At 62.3% G+C, this 13,878-nt stretch carries 15 protein-coding genes; 8 read left to right on the top strand and 7 right to left on the bottom strand.

Annotated features, from left to right (window positions below; genetic code table 11):
- Nucleotides 1-7: 7 nt before the first annotated feature.
- Nucleotides 8-1,315, top strand: coding sequence for a tRNA uridine-5-carboxymethylaminomethyl(34) synthesis GTPase MnmE (mnmE, locus tag EHF33_RS00830; RefSeq protein WP_124867192.1), 1,308 nt, complete (start codon nt 8-10; stop codon nt 1,313-1,315).
- 40 nt (nt 1,316-1,355) lie between these two features.
- On the opposite strand, the gene EHF33_RS00825 is transcribed toward mnmE, so the two are convergent.
- Nucleotides 1,356-2,504 carry a TerD family protein gene (locus EHF33_RS00825; protein ID WP_124867191.1) on the bottom strand — a complete coding sequence of 383 codons (1,149 nt, stop codon included), beginning with the start codon at nt 2,502-2,504 and terminating at the stop codon, nt 1,356-1,358.
- 171 nt (nt 2,505-2,675) lie between these two features.
- Here EHF33_RS00825 and dnaJ point away from each other — a divergent pair, with 171 nt between their 5' ends.
- Nucleotides 2,676-3,785, top strand: coding sequence for a molecular chaperone DnaJ (gene dnaJ / locus EHF33_RS00820; RefSeq protein ID WP_124872650.1), 1,110 nt, complete (start codon nt 2,676-2,678; stop codon nt 3,783-3,785).
- Nucleotides 3,786-3,871: 86 nt separating this feature from the next.
- Nucleotides 3,872-4,036 carry a hypothetical protein gene (locus EHF33_RS20970; protein WP_164473370.1) on the top strand — a complete coding sequence of 55 codons (165 nt, stop codon included), beginning with the start codon at nt 3,872-3,874 and terminating at the stop codon, nt 4,034-4,036.
- Nucleotides 4,037-4,063: 27 nt separating this feature from the next.
- Here the strand turns inward: EHF33_RS20970 and EHF33_RS00815 are convergent, their stop codons facing one another.
- The 4 genes from EHF33_RS00815 to EHF33_RS00800 all read right to left on the bottom strand — a co-directional run bounded on the left by EHF33_RS00815 (nt 4,064) and on the right by EHF33_RS00800 (nt 7,871).
- The gene (locus EHF33_RS00815; RefSeq protein ID WP_124867190.1) at nt 4,064-4,639 is read right to left on the bottom strand and encodes a DUF1579 domain-containing protein; all 576 of its coding nucleotides are present in this window, start codon (nt 4,637-4,639) and stop codon (nt 4,064-4,066) included.
- A gap of 177 nt (nt 4,640-4,816) precedes the next feature.
- Nucleotides 4,817-5,266 (bottom strand): hypothetical protein, encoded by a 450-nt coding sequence (locus EHF33_RS00810; protein WP_124867189.1) that lies wholly within the window; start codon nt 5,264-5,266, stop codon nt 4,817-4,819.
- Nucleotides 5,263-6,915, bottom strand: coding sequence for a phosphoglucomutase (alpha-D-glucose-1,6-bisphosphate-dependent) (gene pgm / locus EHF33_RS00805; RefSeq protein ID WP_124867188.1), 1,653 nt, complete (start codon nt 6,913-6,915; stop codon nt 5,263-5,265). The genes EHF33_RS00810 and pgm overlap by 4 nt, the downstream gene beginning before the upstream one ends.
- Before the next feature lie 341 nt (nt 6,916-7,256).
- The gene (locus EHF33_RS00800) at nt 7,257-7,871 is read right to left on the bottom strand and encodes a DUF2726 domain-containing protein (protein ID WP_124867187.1); all 615 of its coding nucleotides are present in this window, start codon (nt 7,869-7,871) and stop codon (nt 7,257-7,259) included.
- A 272-nt stretch (nt 7,872-8,143) separates the two neighbouring features.
- On the opposite strand from EHF33_RS00800, the gene EHF33_RS00795 reads away from it, so the two are divergent.
- Entirely contained in the window at nt 8,144-8,776 is a 633-nt protein-coding gene (locus EHF33_RS00795) for an MOSC domain-containing protein (RefSeq protein WP_124867186.1), read from the top strand.
- Nucleotides 8,777-8,978: 202 nt separating this feature from the next.
- Nucleotides 8,979-10,106, top strand: coding sequence for a prephenate dehydrogenase (locus EHF33_RS00790; RefSeq protein ID WP_124867185.1), 1,128 nt, complete (start codon nt 8,979-8,981; stop codon nt 10,104-10,106).
- Nucleotides 10,107-10,228: 122 nt separating this feature from the next.
- On the opposite strand, the gene EHF33_RS00785 is transcribed toward EHF33_RS00790, so the two are convergent.
- Nucleotides 10,229-10,834, bottom strand: coding sequence for an LON peptidase substrate-binding domain-containing protein (locus EHF33_RS00785; RefSeq protein WP_124867184.1), 606 nt, complete (start codon nt 10,832-10,834; stop codon nt 10,229-10,231).
- Between the two features lie 183 nt (nt 10,835-11,017).
- On the opposite strand from EHF33_RS00785, the gene EHF33_RS00780 reads away from it, so the two are divergent.
- The 3 genes from EHF33_RS00780 to EHF33_RS00770 are packed head-to-tail and all read left to right on the top strand — an operon-like array spanning nt 11,018 to nt 12,983.
- Complete coding sequence (locus tag EHF33_RS00780; protein WP_241191195.1) at nt 11,018-11,962, top strand: diacylglycerol/lipid kinase family protein; 945 nt, start codon at nt 11,018-11,020, stop codon at nt 11,960-11,962.
- Between the two features lie 44 nt (nt 11,963-12,006).
- Nucleotides 12,007-12,321: a PadR family transcriptional regulator gene (locus tag EHF33_RS00775; protein ID WP_124867183.1), complete on the top strand. Its 315-nt coding sequence runs from the start codon at nt 12,007-12,009 to the stop codon at nt 12,319-12,321.
- Between the two features lie 11 nt (nt 12,322-12,332).
- A complete protein-coding gene (locus EHF33_RS00770; RefSeq protein ID WP_124867182.1) occupies nt 12,333-12,983 on the top strand; it encodes a hypothetical protein in 651 nt (216 codons plus the stop codon).
- A gap of 35 nt (nt 12,984-13,018) precedes the next feature.
- Here the strand turns inward: EHF33_RS00770 and EHF33_RS00765 are convergent, their stop codons facing one another.
- Nucleotides 13,019-13,771, bottom strand: coding sequence for a DsbA family oxidoreductase (locus tag EHF33_RS00765; RefSeq protein ID WP_124867181.1), 753 nt, complete (start codon nt 13,769-13,771; stop codon nt 13,019-13,021).
- Nucleotides 13,772-13,878 lie beyond the last annotated feature (107 nt).

Here is a 13,878-nt window from a genome sequence, read left to right as displayed (position 1 = left end):
TCTGCTCATGACCGGACTCTCAGACACCATCGCCGCCATCGCCACCGCGCCGGGAAGCGCCGGAGTCGGCATCGTGCGCCTCAGCGGGCCGCTGGCCCTCACGCTGGCCGACGCCGTGTTCAGCGGGCGCAGCAAGCCGAGCCGCAGCAAAGGCGGGCGCTTTTTGTATGGTGCATTTGTAGACGCGCAGGGCCAGACGCTCGACGAAGGTCTGTGCCTGATGTTCCGCGCTCCGCACAGCTACACCGGCGAGGACGTGGCCGAACTCCAATCGCACGGCAGTCCGGCGGTGCTGGCCCGCCTGCTTTCCCGCGTGCTGGAAGTCGGAGCGCGGCCCGCGCGGCCCGGCGAGTTTACTTTGCGGGCTTACCTCGGCGGGCGGCTCGATTTGACCCAGGCCGAGGCGGTGCTCTCGCTGGTCAACGCCCAAACCGAAGCGGCCCGCCGGCAAGCCGCACTCGGCCTGACCGGAGCGCTGGCGGCGCGGGTGGAGAGCATCGCCGTCAGCGTGACCCGCACCCTGTCTGCCATTCAAGCGATGCTGGATTACCCCGAAGAAGGCGTGCCGGAAGAAGAACGCGAAGTGCCGCTGGCACAGGCCGAGGCCGAGCTCAGCGCTTTGATCGGCACCGCCCGCGCCGGACAGGTCGCCACTCGCGGCGCAAAGCTGGCCATCTTGGGCCGCCCCAACGCCGGAAAATCCAGTTTGCTCAATGCCCTCTTGGGCTACGAGCGCAGCATTGTGACGCCGCTGGCCGGCACCACCCGCGATTACCTGGAAGCCCAGCTCGAACTCGCCGGCGTGCCGATCACGCTGATCGACACGGCGGGCCTGCGCGAAACCACCGACGAAATCGAGGCAGCGGGGGTGCGCCAAGCCGAGCGCCTGGGACAGAGCGCCGACTTGGTACTGCGACTCGAAGACGGCAGCGCTGAGCGTGAGCCGCTGAATTTAGCGGGCGAGGTGGCGACGATCTTGGTGCAGACCAAAGCCGATTTGCCGCTTTGTTGGGCAGCGCCTGACGCCATTGCCGTCAGCGCGGTGACTGGGCAGGGCCTGCCGGAACTGCGCGAAGCGGTGCGCTCGGCGCTGCTGGGCAGTGAAACGCGGGGTGAAGCGTGGCTGACCACCGAACGCCAAGCCGACGCCGCCCGCCGCGCCCTGACGCACATTACTGCCGCCCAGCACCTGCCCGACGACTTGGCCAGCTACGAACTCGAACAGGGCCTGCTGGCGCTGGCCGAACTGACCGGACGTGACGTGCAAGAAGACGTGGTGGACGCGGTATTCAGAAATTTTTGCGTGGGCAAGTAGCGCTCACTCTGGCGGCAGTTGACCTCAACGCCAGCTCACCTCAACGGCTGTCGCGCAGTTCTTGCTGCGCCCGTTTGATGCTGCCGCGTGCCGTCATGGCCGGAGCGCTGATGCCCAAAGCGGTCATCTGCCAGCCGCCGCCCGCAGCGGAGCGGCTCAGGCGGCTCATCAGCATTCCGGTGGTCGCCTCACCGCCGCTGAGATCGAAGTGGGCCAGTTCCTGCTTGGTCTCGGTCACGAACAGGCGGCAAAAAGCCCGCTTGACGGCGCTGAAGTTGTGGCCCGAAAACGAGTTGACCACGAACACCAGATGCGCCGCCCGCTCCGGCAGTTTGCTCAGCTCGACAAAGATCACCTCGTCGTCGCCCTCGCCCGCGCCGGTCAGGTTGTCACCAGAGTGCCTGACCGACTTGTTGCTGCTGTTCAGGCGCATAAAAAAGACGGTTTCGAGGTGCTTGAACTGCTCGTCGAACAGCAAGCAACCGGCGTCTAAGTCAATGCTGCCTCTGCCGCCCGCCGCATCCCAACCCAGCCCCATGCTCAGAAAATCGAGGTCGGGTGCGCCGTCTTCTTTGCGCAGCGACACCTGCTCACCCTTTTTGAGCGAAATCGGTTTGCTGAGGCTGACCACTTTGACCAGACTGACGCTGGAAGCTGGAGTGGGCGGCGGCACAGGTGGAGCGGCCTGCGTGGGCGCTTCCTCAGCCGCTTCCTCGACTTCGCCGCCAAAATACCCGATCAAGTCGGCCAACCCGCCCGCGAAGCCCTGCCCGACGGCGGCCAATTTCCACTCACCCCGGTGGCGGTAGAGTTCCAGCAGCATGGCAGCCTTCTCATTTTGCAAAGCGCTGAGCGGCTCGAACGAGAAGCCCGCGACCTCGGCCCTCAGCACCCCAGCCCGCTTGAGCGGCCACTCGTCATGGCTGGCCGTCAGCATCAAGCGCTCGACACCCTGCAACTTGGTCAAATCGAGGAGGAAGGTGGCTTCGCGCTCCCCAAATTGCCCCGACACGCCGCCGCCCGGCAAGGTGGGATTGTTGTAAAACACGATGCTCTCGTCGCCCGACATCTGCCGCTCGCCGTCGAGGGCAAACAAACTGACGTCGAGGCCCGGTAGATCGTGCTGGACACGCAGTTCGAGTCGGGTCTGGGTCAGCGGCTGCTTTTCTCCAGCTTGGAGTGAGGTCATGGCCCCAGTTTAAAGGTTGCGGGCAACCCTGAAGGCTTCCGGCAACTCAGGGCGGCTCAAGGTCATTCCGCTCAACACATCACCTTTGTTGAGTGCCGTCATGTTAATCTTTGAGGTATCGCGGCGGCCTTCCTAGACCCGGCCTCCGCACATCTTTGAGGTGCTATGAACGTGGATTACTATGAACTGCTGGCCGTCTCACGCAGCGCCAGCGGCGACGAAATCAAAAGCTCTTACCGCAAACTGGCCCTGAAGTTTCACCCCGACCGCAACAAAGAAGCCGGAGCAGTCGAACAGTTTACCAAGATCAACGAAGCCTACGCCGTGCTGAGCGACCCCGACAAGCGTGCCCACTACGACCGCTTCGGCAGTGCGCCGAGCGCGTCGGGTATGCCGGGCGGCGACCCATTCGGCGGCGCGGCGGGCTTTGATCCGATGGACATTTTCGAGCAGTTGTTCGGCGGCGCGGTGAGCGCACGCGGGCGGCGCGGCCCAGCACGCGGCGACGACATCGAAACCGAAATCACCGTGACGCTGGAGCAGGCCCGCGTCGGCGCGGAAGTGCCGGTGCAAGTCGACCGCCTCAGCGAGTGCGAGCATTGTCACGGCCAGAAGTCGGAGCCGGGCGGCAAGCCGCCGCGCACTTGCCCGGCCTGCAAAGGCGCTGGCCAAGTGCAGGCGCAGGCCCGCACCATTTTCGGCAACATCATGACCCAGCAGCCCTGCCAGACGTGCCGGGGCGCGGGCCAGATCATCGAAGAGCCGTGTACGGTCTGCCGGGGACGCGGGCATACCCTCAAGTCCGAAACCGTCAAAGTCGCCCTCCCCAAAGGCATCGACGAGGGCTACCGTATCCGGGTGGCGGGCATGGGACACGAGGGAGCGGGAGGCGCAGGCGACTTGTATGTGCATATCGAGATGGCCAAGCACAGCGACCTTCAGCGCGAAGCCGAACACCTGATTTTTCCGGCCAAGATCAGCTTTCCCAAAGCGGCGCTCGGCGGCCAAATCACCGTGCCCACCCTCGACGGCCCGCAAGTGGTCGATGTCAAGCCCGGCACCCAGCACGGCGAACTCCACCGCCTGCGCGGACAAGGCATGCCCCGTTTGCAGGGCAGCGGCAGCGGGGACTTGGTGGTGATCTACGAGGTGATCGTACCCAAAACCTTCACACCCGAAGCCCGCGAGGCGCTGGCCAGTTACGCCCGTGCCAGCGGCGAAGAAGTGTCAGAGCAGCACGGCTTTTTCGATAAGATCGGCAAGATTTTCAGAGGAGATTGAGCTTTTCAGATCAAGCGCCCGCCTTCCAATTCGGAAAGGCGGGCGCTTGACGGTTAAAGGGCCGTCACAGGGAGGTAAGCTGAGGCATGACAGACTTCCTGATTCTGGTTTTCCTGATTGGTGCGCCTGCCTGGCTGACCTTCCAGTTCGTCAAAGCACGCCCTGTCATTGAAAGCAAGGGACGGTTTTCCGATCCTCTTACGGGAGCCTTCTCTCCCGTACCGGAAACCTGCCCGCAACGGTTCAAGTAACCGGGCAGTCCAGCAGCACTGAGCTGTCTACTTCATCGGCACCAAATTGGCGTTGGGCCAATCGGTGTCGCCAATGCGCTTCAGCACCATCTGAAAATTGCGAACGGGGGGCTGATCTTTAGTGATATTCTCACCGGTTTCTGTCCATGTCCCATCTTTGAATACCGCTGTGTAGCGCAGTGTTATCGGCCCTTCTGGAATCTCCCAGATGTAGCCGTCGGCGGTGGGCTTGAACATAAACTTACCCGCATTACCTCCAGAAAACGAAGTGATGCTAAATGTTTTCTCGTAGGAATCGTAAGCGAGGACGGCAAAGGCATCAAAACTGGCTGTGCCGTTGGCCTCGTAGCCGCGCCCATGCATAACTTTCAGTATTCCATCTTGCGTGGGGCCGATCTTCTCAGTTTGGGTGATGACATGGGTTTTACCATCTGGCAGAAAAATGGTCGCTGGGCCGCGCCATTCGCCGTTCATCCATGAGAACTGGGCCATCATTTTTTGCTGATCGGCTTTGAGCTGGTCTGGACTCATCTGCTGGGCAAAGGCCACAGCACTCAGACTGAGGGCCACGAGCGCAAACACTGCTTTGAAAGAACCGGACATGCGAACTCCTTTGAGCTCAAAAGTCGAGGACAACCCATCATCAACCGCGTGGATGATGTACAGGGTCAGTATTCGCCCCAAAAATGTGAGATGCAATACCGTCTAGCCCTTACACCCTCAATAAATGAAGCCGCCGTTGATGTGTCGGCGGCCTAGAACTCGCGTTGTGGACGTGGATCAGTCTGTCTTGACTTCACCCTGCGGCCCGATTTTGAGTGTCGGCGTGCCCAGCTCGGCGGCCAGCTTGAGGGTACTCAAGTACACCTGCAATGTCTCCGGCAACTCGGCCACCTTCAGCGGTGTGCGCGGCAAGGCGGCCAAGCGGTAGACACCCGCCTCCCCCGGCACCGCGTCATAAACGAATGTCCCGCGCTGCTGCGGCCCGGCCAGGTGCGCGTCGAAGCCGCCTGCCGGGGCGTTGACTTCTTCGCGCTCTGGCAAGGTGTCGATGTAGACGTGCAGGGCTTCGAGCAGTTCCTCACTGGCCAACGCCGCCTGCGGCACGGTATCGTCACCCGCCGCCAAAAACTGCGCGACGTGTCCGGCTCCGTCGCAGGCAAACCAATCGAACTCCACGCCGCTGATTTCCTCTCTGGTAATCACCGTGTGTTGCGCAATATCGGTCACTTTCCGGCTCCCAGAGCGGTGTTGACCACCTGCTCGGCTTCGCGCATGACTTCTCCCAGGTGCGCCTCACCTTTCCAGCTCTCGGCGTAGATTTTGTAAATGTCCTCGGTGCCGCTGGGCCGCGCTGCGAACCAAGCAAATTCGGTGGTGACTTTCAACCCGCCAATCTTCTCGTTGTTGCCCGGAGCGCGGGTCAGCTTGGCCGTGATGGGGTCGCCGGCCAGCGTGGTGGCGCTGACTTGTTCGGGACTGAGATTGCTCAGGATCTTCTTGGCCTCGGCGCTGGCCGGCGCGTCAGCGCGGCTGTAAGCACTGCTGCCGAATTTGGCGCTCAGGTCGGCAAAATGCTGCGAAGGCGTCTTGCCGGTTTTGGCGGTGATCTCGGCAGCCAGCAGGCCCATGATCAGGCCGTCTTTGTCAGTACTCCAGGGCCGTCCGTCCATCTTGAGGAAGCTCGCGCCCGCCGATTCTTCACCGCCGAAGCCGAGGGTGCCGGTCAGCAGGCCTTCCACGAAATACTTGAAGCCGACCGGCACTTCCACCAGTTTGCGCCCCAGATCGGCGGCCACTTTGTCGATCAAGCTGCTGGACACCAACGTCTTGCCGACGCCCGCCGTCTGGGGCCAGCCAGGACGGTTGGCAAACAGATAGTTGATGGCGACGGCCAAATAATGATTGGGATTCATCAAACCGTCCGGTGTGACAATGCCGTGCCGGTCGGCGTCGGGATCGTTGCCAATCGCCACGTCAAAGTCATCTTTGAGTGAGAGCAGCGAGGCCATGGCATACGGACTGGAGCAGTCCATTCTGATTTTGCCGTCTTTGTCTACGGTCATAAACGAAAAGGCCGGGTCTACTTTTTCATTAACGATGGTGAGCTTGAGATTCCAGCGCTTTTGTATGGCTTCCCAAACCGGCAAGCTGCTGCCGCCCAGCGGATCGACGCCGATGTTGACACCCGCTTCACGTATGGCGTCCAAGTCAATGATTTCCGGCAGCCCTTCCACATAAGGCGTGATGAAATCAAACTCGGCGGCGGCTTCGAGCGCTTCGGCATAACTGACGGTCTTGACCTCTTTGTTGCCGCCCCTGAGCAGCGCATTGGCCCGGTCTTGCACGCCCTTGGTCACGTCGGTATCGGCTGGGCCGCCGCTGGGCGGGTTGTACTTGAAGCCGCCGTCTTGGGGGGGGTTGTGGCTCGGCGTGATCACGATGCCGTCGGCCTTGCCGATGTGGTTTTCGCCGTCTGCGCCGGAGTTGTAACTCAAAATGGCGTGGCTGATCAGCGGCGTGGGGGTGAAAGCTCCGCCCTTGCTGCGCCGAACGTCTACTCCGTTGGCGACGAGTACCCGCAGGGCCGAAGCCAGCGCCGGTTCGCTCAGGGCGTGGGTGTCGGCCCCAATAAACAGCGGCCCGTGAATGCCCGCCGCTGCGCGGTACTCGGCCACCGCCTGCGACACCGCCAAAATATGGGCCTCGGTAAACGAGCCGTCTAAGCTGCTGCCCCGGTGCCCGCTGGTGCCAAAGGCGACTTGCTGCGCGGGGTCGCTGACGTCGGGCGTCACTTCGTAGTAGTTGGTCAGCAGCAAGGGAATATTGGTCAGGATGCGTTGCGGCGCGACTTTGCCCGCGAGTTCTGAAATGGCCATGGTGGTGCCTCCGTGAGTCAAAGGTTGATCTGACTCAGTTTAACGGCACGGTAGCGTCAACGGCACGGCAGCGCTAAAAACACACAAGCATGAACAGAATGTCAAAGCGGCGGCGCTTTGATGAATTCAGCGCTGAGCTTACTGAAAAAACGGTTTTCCGTTGGCCTGCATCCAAAGCTCGCGCAAAGGGTTTGTTAGGCTAATCCCATGCGCGATTTTTGGGATTACTGGTGGCGGCTCTTCAAATTGATCGCGGGCGTGATCGCTATTCCACTGGTGCTGTACCTGCTGCTGCTGTGGGCGGGCGTTTTCAAGTAGCGGCTGGCAGCATTGAGCAAGGCCTACATCCGCATCAGGTGCGGCATAACCAAGGTGGACAACTCCTCGGCGTCAATGTTGCGTTTGGCATCGATGTGCAGCAGTGGCAAGCGGGCGCTGCGAAAAGCCAGCGTCACCAGTTTGGTGTTCGCGGCAGGCAGTGAGCTGCGGGGCGGCACCTCAGCGCCGTAAGCTCGCCCCACCAGCATCAGGCCCAGAACAGGGCGGAATTCCGGCGTTTCGACCACCAAAAACCCCACCGTCTGGTCACGCAGAATGCTGAGGGTCGGCGATGAAGATTCACCGATTTCCTGAAAGACCTGGCCCAGACGAATATTCGGGAAGACTTTGTACGAGCTGCCCGCCAAAGTGGCCAGCAGCTCGGCGTAGAGATTGCTTTCGCCCGTCCCAAACAAATGCTGACGGGTTTTGATCGGCAAGGCGTCGTCCGGCGAAAAAGATGAATCGAAGCCGGAATGCAGCCGAAACTGCGGCGGCAATTCCAACTCTTCTGGGTCAGCGCCGTTTGCCGCTTCTGCGCCCTCTGCGCCTGCCCATCTCAGCCCCACACTCTGCCTAAGCCACAGCAGCAGCCCAGTCAACACAGCGGCGGTCAGAATCAGTAAGAAGGCGGTCATAGCTTTGAACGTAGCGTAGTGATTCTCACAAATTACTTGCAAGTTGGCTTATTACCCCCATTCAGACAGGGTTATACCCCCATTGGGTCGCTCGGTCGCCACTTCCCTTTCTGTACAAGCAAGTGCCAGTCCAGTCCGCCAATCCAAAGCGGATCAGCTCCCCACGAAGTCGGCCATCACCCCCTTTCGGCTGCTCAGGCTTTACCTCAATTGCCCTGCCTACAAAGCAACCCGGGCGCTTCTCAAACTGGTGGAGGGACTAGAATGGCTTCATGCAGCTCCTGAGCGTCAACATCGGCCAGCCCGAACCTATTGCCGCCAAAGACGGCCAAAGTGGCATTTTCAAGCGCCCCACCGCGCAGCCGGTACACATCGGGCGTTTGGGCTTGGCGGGCGACCATATTCAAGACACCAAGCATCACGGCGGCCCCGACCAAGCGGTGTATGTCTATACCCAACCGGATTATGAGCACTGGGCGGCGCTGCTCGGCACCGAATTGGCGGCTGGCACCTTCGGCGAAAACCTGCTGATCTCGGAACTCGAATCGGCTTCCCTGCCGATCGGCACGCAGCTAAGGGTCGGCGCGGCGCTGCTGGAAATTACCTCGGCGCGAATTCCCTGCGGCACGCTGGCCGCCCGCATGGATGACCCCAAGTTCGTCAAAACCTTCCGGCGGGTGCGCCGCCCCGGGTTTTATGCCCGCGTGCTGGAAGAAGGCGCAGTTTCGGCGGGTGACGCGGTGACGCTGGAGCGCCAGCTGGCCGGAGACGCGCCGAGCGTGCTGGACACCTTTGAGTTTTTTTATGCCAAAGCGCCGACCCGCCCGCAGATGGAGCGGCTGCTGAGCGCTCCCATCCACCACAAAATGCGCTCGGAATTGGAGACGCTCCTCGCCAAACTCTAAGTACAGCAAGATTACCGTTTCGGGATTCCGCGAAGAGCGCTCCATCCCTCCACTCCCATCTAGCCGTACTTTTCCCATCTCTCGCGTCTTGGGCAAAGCGGCACCTATTGGGCCTGCCCGCTCCGCTCGGTTTATCTAAAGATAAACATTGGCGTACTTAGCCAGACTCGCTCAACGCCAGCCGTGCTAGCCTGCTCGGTGCATGCGCGCCGCAAACACTCCGGTGAACAATCAGGGTAAGGCCCAGCCATCCGAACTCTTTGGAACGGTGGTGGTGGCGGGCGTGGGCCTGATCGGCGGCAGCGTGGCGCTGGGCCTGCGCGAGCGGCTGCTGACACGCCACATCATCGGACTCGATGCCAGCGCCGCCGCGCTTGAAGAAGCGCTGGCTCTGGGCGTGATCGACGAAGCGCGGACTTCGGTGGGCGAGTGGCTGAGGGCCGCCGACTTGGTGGTGCTGGCCGTGCCAGTCAAAGCGCTCTCTCCGCTCGCTCAGGCTCTCGCGCCGTACCTGTCACCCAGCGCCCTGATCACCGATGTGGGCAGCGTCAAAACGAGCATCGCCGCCGCGTTTGAAGCGCTCAGTGTGCGCAACTTCGTGCCGGGGCACCCGATGACCGGCTCGGAGCGCGGCGGGGTGTCCAACGCTTCGGCGGCGCTCCTGGAAAATGCCGTGTGGGTGCTGACGCCCACCGAGCGCACCCCGCTGACCGCTTTGTCGAGAATGCGCCGCCTCGTCGAGCAACTCGGCGCGGCTCCTTTGGTGATGCCGCCGGACGCCCACGACAGCTTGGTGGCCACCGTCTCGCATTTGCCGTATCTGGCCAGCTTGGCGCTGACGCATATGGTCGCCCGCGATGAGCGGCTGAGCTTACTGGCCGCAGGGGGTTTCCGCGACCTCACCCGCGTGGCCAGCGGCGACCCGCGCATGAGCCGCGACATGGTCGTGGAAAATAAACTGGCTCTCCGTGAAGCGCTGAGCAGTTTTTTGCGCCAGCTCACGCATTTGGCCGAAACGTTAGACGACCCGGAAGAATTGCTGGCCGCCGCCAGTGAAGGCAAGCGCACCCGCGACAACTTGCCAGTGGTCAAGCGCAGCTTACTGCCGCCCAAATACGACTTGGTGGTGGCGGTGCCGGACAAGCCCAACCAAATCGGCGCGATCACCCGCATTCTGGGCGAGGCCAGCATCAACATCAAAGACATCGAGGTGCTGGCCATCCGCGAACACGGCGGGGCGATTCGGCTGGGCCTCGAAGAAGCTGGCGACGTAGACCGGGCGGCCGAGTTGCTGCGCGGCGAAGGCTACATGACGCGTAACCGGGGATGAGCCGCCAATCGGCTAAGACTGGCGGCCAGCGCGGTTTCTCCCTTTTGTGGGGTGGCCGGGAAAGAAGTTCTTTGATCGCTGGCTCAACGGAAATCCGTATAAGAACCCACTCTCCCCACTCCTCAGTTCAGCTCCCGCGCTTCTACCGGCACTAAGCCGATCAGCGTCTCTAATCTATCGGTTAGGGTGGCGGCTTCCAGAACTTGCTGGCGCTCCTCGCCGCTGAGAGGCAAGAGCACCGAGGCGAACGACGCCAGCAACAGCGGCTCCGGCGGAGCGTGGCGCACAATTGCCTCGCGCTCGGCGGGGTGCAGGCGCAGCAGGTCGGTGACCAGCCGGTTGGTCAGCGCCCGCTGGATGGCGGGGGCCTGAGTGCTCGGGTCTTCCTCAAGGGGAAGCAATTCGATCTCAGCGAGCAGATACTCTTCACCCGGCACCAGCTCCCGGATCTGAAAGCGCTCGCCGCCCACCACCGTGATCGAGGACGTGCCGTCTTCATGTGGGGCCACGTCGCGCAGGTGAGCGAGGGTGCCAATCGCCGAGAGCCGGGATTCGAGGGGGCGCGGGTCTTCGGTGGAGGGCGTCAGGATTTGCAGCATCCCGAACGCCTCGCCGCTGCGCTGAACGCGGGCCAGCAGTGAGCGGTAGCGCTCCTCGAAGACGTAGAGCGGCACCACCTGTCCTGGAAAGAGAACGAATTGAGGGAGCGGAAAAAGGGGAATGACCATGTTGCCTCTATGCTGAACCTCGCTGAGCCGCTTAATTTCACCGGAAGCTACAAAGGCATCCAGACTACCCGTCTGAAAGCGGTCTTTTGCCCCGGAGGTGGCCGCTGAGCCAGCCGAACGGCGAGAAAGCTCACTTCCCCTCGGTCGCCCGGCCTGTCACAGACCCGCTATGCTGAGGCAACCGTGCCCATTTCACCTTTACCGCCTTCACCTTTCCCCTTCCGTTCGCTGGCTGTCGTTCTCAATCCGCAGGCGGGGCGCGGGCTGGCGCTGCGAGAGTGGCCCCGATTGGAAGCGGCCCTGAATGCTCATACTCTGCCGTGGAGCTGGCTGAGCGCCGCCAGTGCCGAGGACGCCCTGAGCCGCGTGCAGGCTTTGCCGCCCGGCACAGCGGTGCTGGCAGTGGGCGGTGACGGCACGGTGAACCGCTTGCTGCCCGCGCTGGTGGGCACCGGGCGAATGCTGGGCCTGGTGCCGCTGGGCACCGGCAACGACTTCGCGGGAATGCTGGGCCTCAAGCCCGGCAACTTTGACAGCGCCCTGAGCCGCCTGAGCCGCCCGCCCCGCGCCGCCGACGTGCTGCGCTGCACATACAGCGGCGCAGGGCAAACCGAACGCCAAGAATGGTTGATGAACGGACTGGGCATGGGTTTTGACGCTCAGGTGGCGGCGCTGCTGCTCAAAGCTCCGGCGCAGCTTCCCGGCTTGGGGCGCTACTTGTGGGCGGCACTGAGCGCAGTGCGGCAGCTCAAAACCGAAACGGTGGAGGTGCTGCTCGGCGGCCAGACCCTCTACGCTGGCCCGTCGTGCTTGGTGGCGGTGATGAATGGCACGCGCTACGGCGGCGGCTTTATGATTTCGCCGACTTCCGACGCCTTCGATGGGCAGCTCAACGTGGTACTGGGGACTCAACTCAGCCGGCCCCGTTTGCTGGCCCTGATGCTCAAAGTGCTGCGGGCCAGCCACATGAGCGATCCACGCGTGCGCTCTGGCAGCGGGCAGAGCGTCACAGTACGCTGGCAAAGCGGTGTCGTTTCCCACTTGGACGGCGAACTCATCGGCACTCAGCGCCAAATCAGCGTGGAGCTTGTGGCGGGAGCGGTGCAGCTTTTATCGGCTCCTGTTTGAGCTTGAGCGGCCTATACATCTCAAGCTGAGGTATAGTGGGAGCCATGAACAACAAGCAGCAACTTCGGATGCTTATTTTGGCGGTGCTGGAGCGGCAGCCTGAACACGGCTACGCCATCGCGCAGGCCATCAAGGGACGCAGCGAGGGACTGCTGAGTGCCAAGGAAGGCACGCTTTATCCGGCGCTGCACGCTCTGGAAGCTGAGCAGTTGGTCGAAAGCAGCGAAACGGAAGTCGGCGGGCGCATTCGCCGTGAGTACCGCCTGACCGAGCGGGGCCGCAAGGAGCTCACCCGGGCGCAGGGCGATTGGCAGCGCCAGATTCGGGCCGTGAGCGCGGTGATGGGCGGCGAAGGGTGAGGCGGACGCGGGTGATCGGCCCGGCCCAGCGGTTCTCCCGACCGGTCATTGCTACACCGATGACCTTTGAGGAGTGGCTAGACACCGCCACACACGGACTTCCCGCTTCAGCCCGCACCCGGCTTGAGCGCGAATACGCCGCGCACCTCGAAGACAGCGCAGCCTGCGGCCAAAGCGGCGTCCTCAGCTTGCTGGGGCATCCTGAAACCGTGCGCCAATCGTTGCGGCGACTGTATTTGTCGCAGGGCGAATTGGCGTGGCGCAGCAGCGGTCACTCGATTGGAATGGTGGTCAACGGGCTGGCGATTTTGGCGGTGTTTGCTCTTACGCTGTGGTCTTCGCTGGCGCGGCTACCGTTCTGGACAGTGATTTCGCTTCCCGCGCTCAGCTTGGTGCTGTTCGGCCTTGCTCATCTGCTGACCCAGCGCTTCGAGCGCCGCCAACGCGCCTTCGTGATGGACAGCGTGTGCGTGCTGCTGTGCTGCGCCCTGCCCGCTGGCCTGAGCCTGAGCGCTTTGCCACGCGGCGAGCGCCTCAGCTCTCTGCTCAGCGGTAGCGGTTGGCCATTGACCGCGCTGCTGGGGCTGGGGGCGCTCAGCTTGGCGGGAATGGTCTGGCAAGAACGCAAACTGCGCCGCACGCTGGCACTGGGAGCAGCCTGACCTCATTCAAATCAACTCAGTCAAATCATCAATGCTCAGCGCTGCGGCACCGCGCATGAGCCGTCTTCGCAGCCTTCCGCGTCTGCCGCACCGATCAGTTGCAGCGGCGCTTGCTCGTTCCAGACCTGCTTGAGCGCACTCAAGATCGTCCCCGGGGCCTGCGCTCCGCTGACGCCGTACTTGTTGCCCAGCACAAAGAAGGGCACGCCGCTGATGCCGTAGGCCTGGGCCTGTGCTTCGTCGCTTCTTACCGCTTCGGCGTAGGTTTGCTGCTCCAGCACGGTGCGAACTTCATCAGCGTTCAGGCCGACTTCAGCACCCAGTTTCACCAGCGTGTCGAGTTGGCCCAGATGCTGGCCCTCGCTGAAGTAGGCGAGGAGCAGCCGCTCTTTCATGGCGTCTTGCAAACCGTGTTCGGCGGCAAAGTGAATGAGCTGGTGTGACAAGAAGGTGTTGGCGGGCTGGGCCTGATCGAAGTGGTACTCCAGTCCGACTTCGGCGGCAGTCTGGGTCATGCTGTCCAGCATTCCCTGGGCTTCGGCAGCGCTGCGTCCGTACTTGCTGGCGAGGCCGTCGCGCATGGCGTTGGGGCCACTCGGCTTGCTCTGGGGCGCGGAGGGGTCAAGCTCGAAGCTGTGCCAGACGATTTCTACGTTGTCTTTGCCTTCAAACTGCTCAAGCGCCTGTTCAAAGCGCCGCTTGCCGATGTAGCACCACGGGCAGGCGATGTCCGACCAGATGTCTACTTGCAGGCGTTGGGCGGCGGGCGGGGAGAGAAGTTGAGTCATAGGCACATTCTGCCAAAACTGATGCTGGAGCGGGGGAAGGCGGGTGACAATGTAAAGCGGTTTGGTTTATTTGAATTTATGAAAACTGAATCTTTATCTGCTAATTA

Origin of the sequence: Deinococcus psychrotolerans (assembly GCF_003860465.1) — a bacterium.
GTDB classification, from domain to species: Bacteria; Deinococcota; Deinococci; order Deinococcales; family Deinococcaceae; genus Deinococcus; species Deinococcus psychrotolerans.
This window is presented reverse-complemented; position numbering and strand designations above follow the sequence as displayed.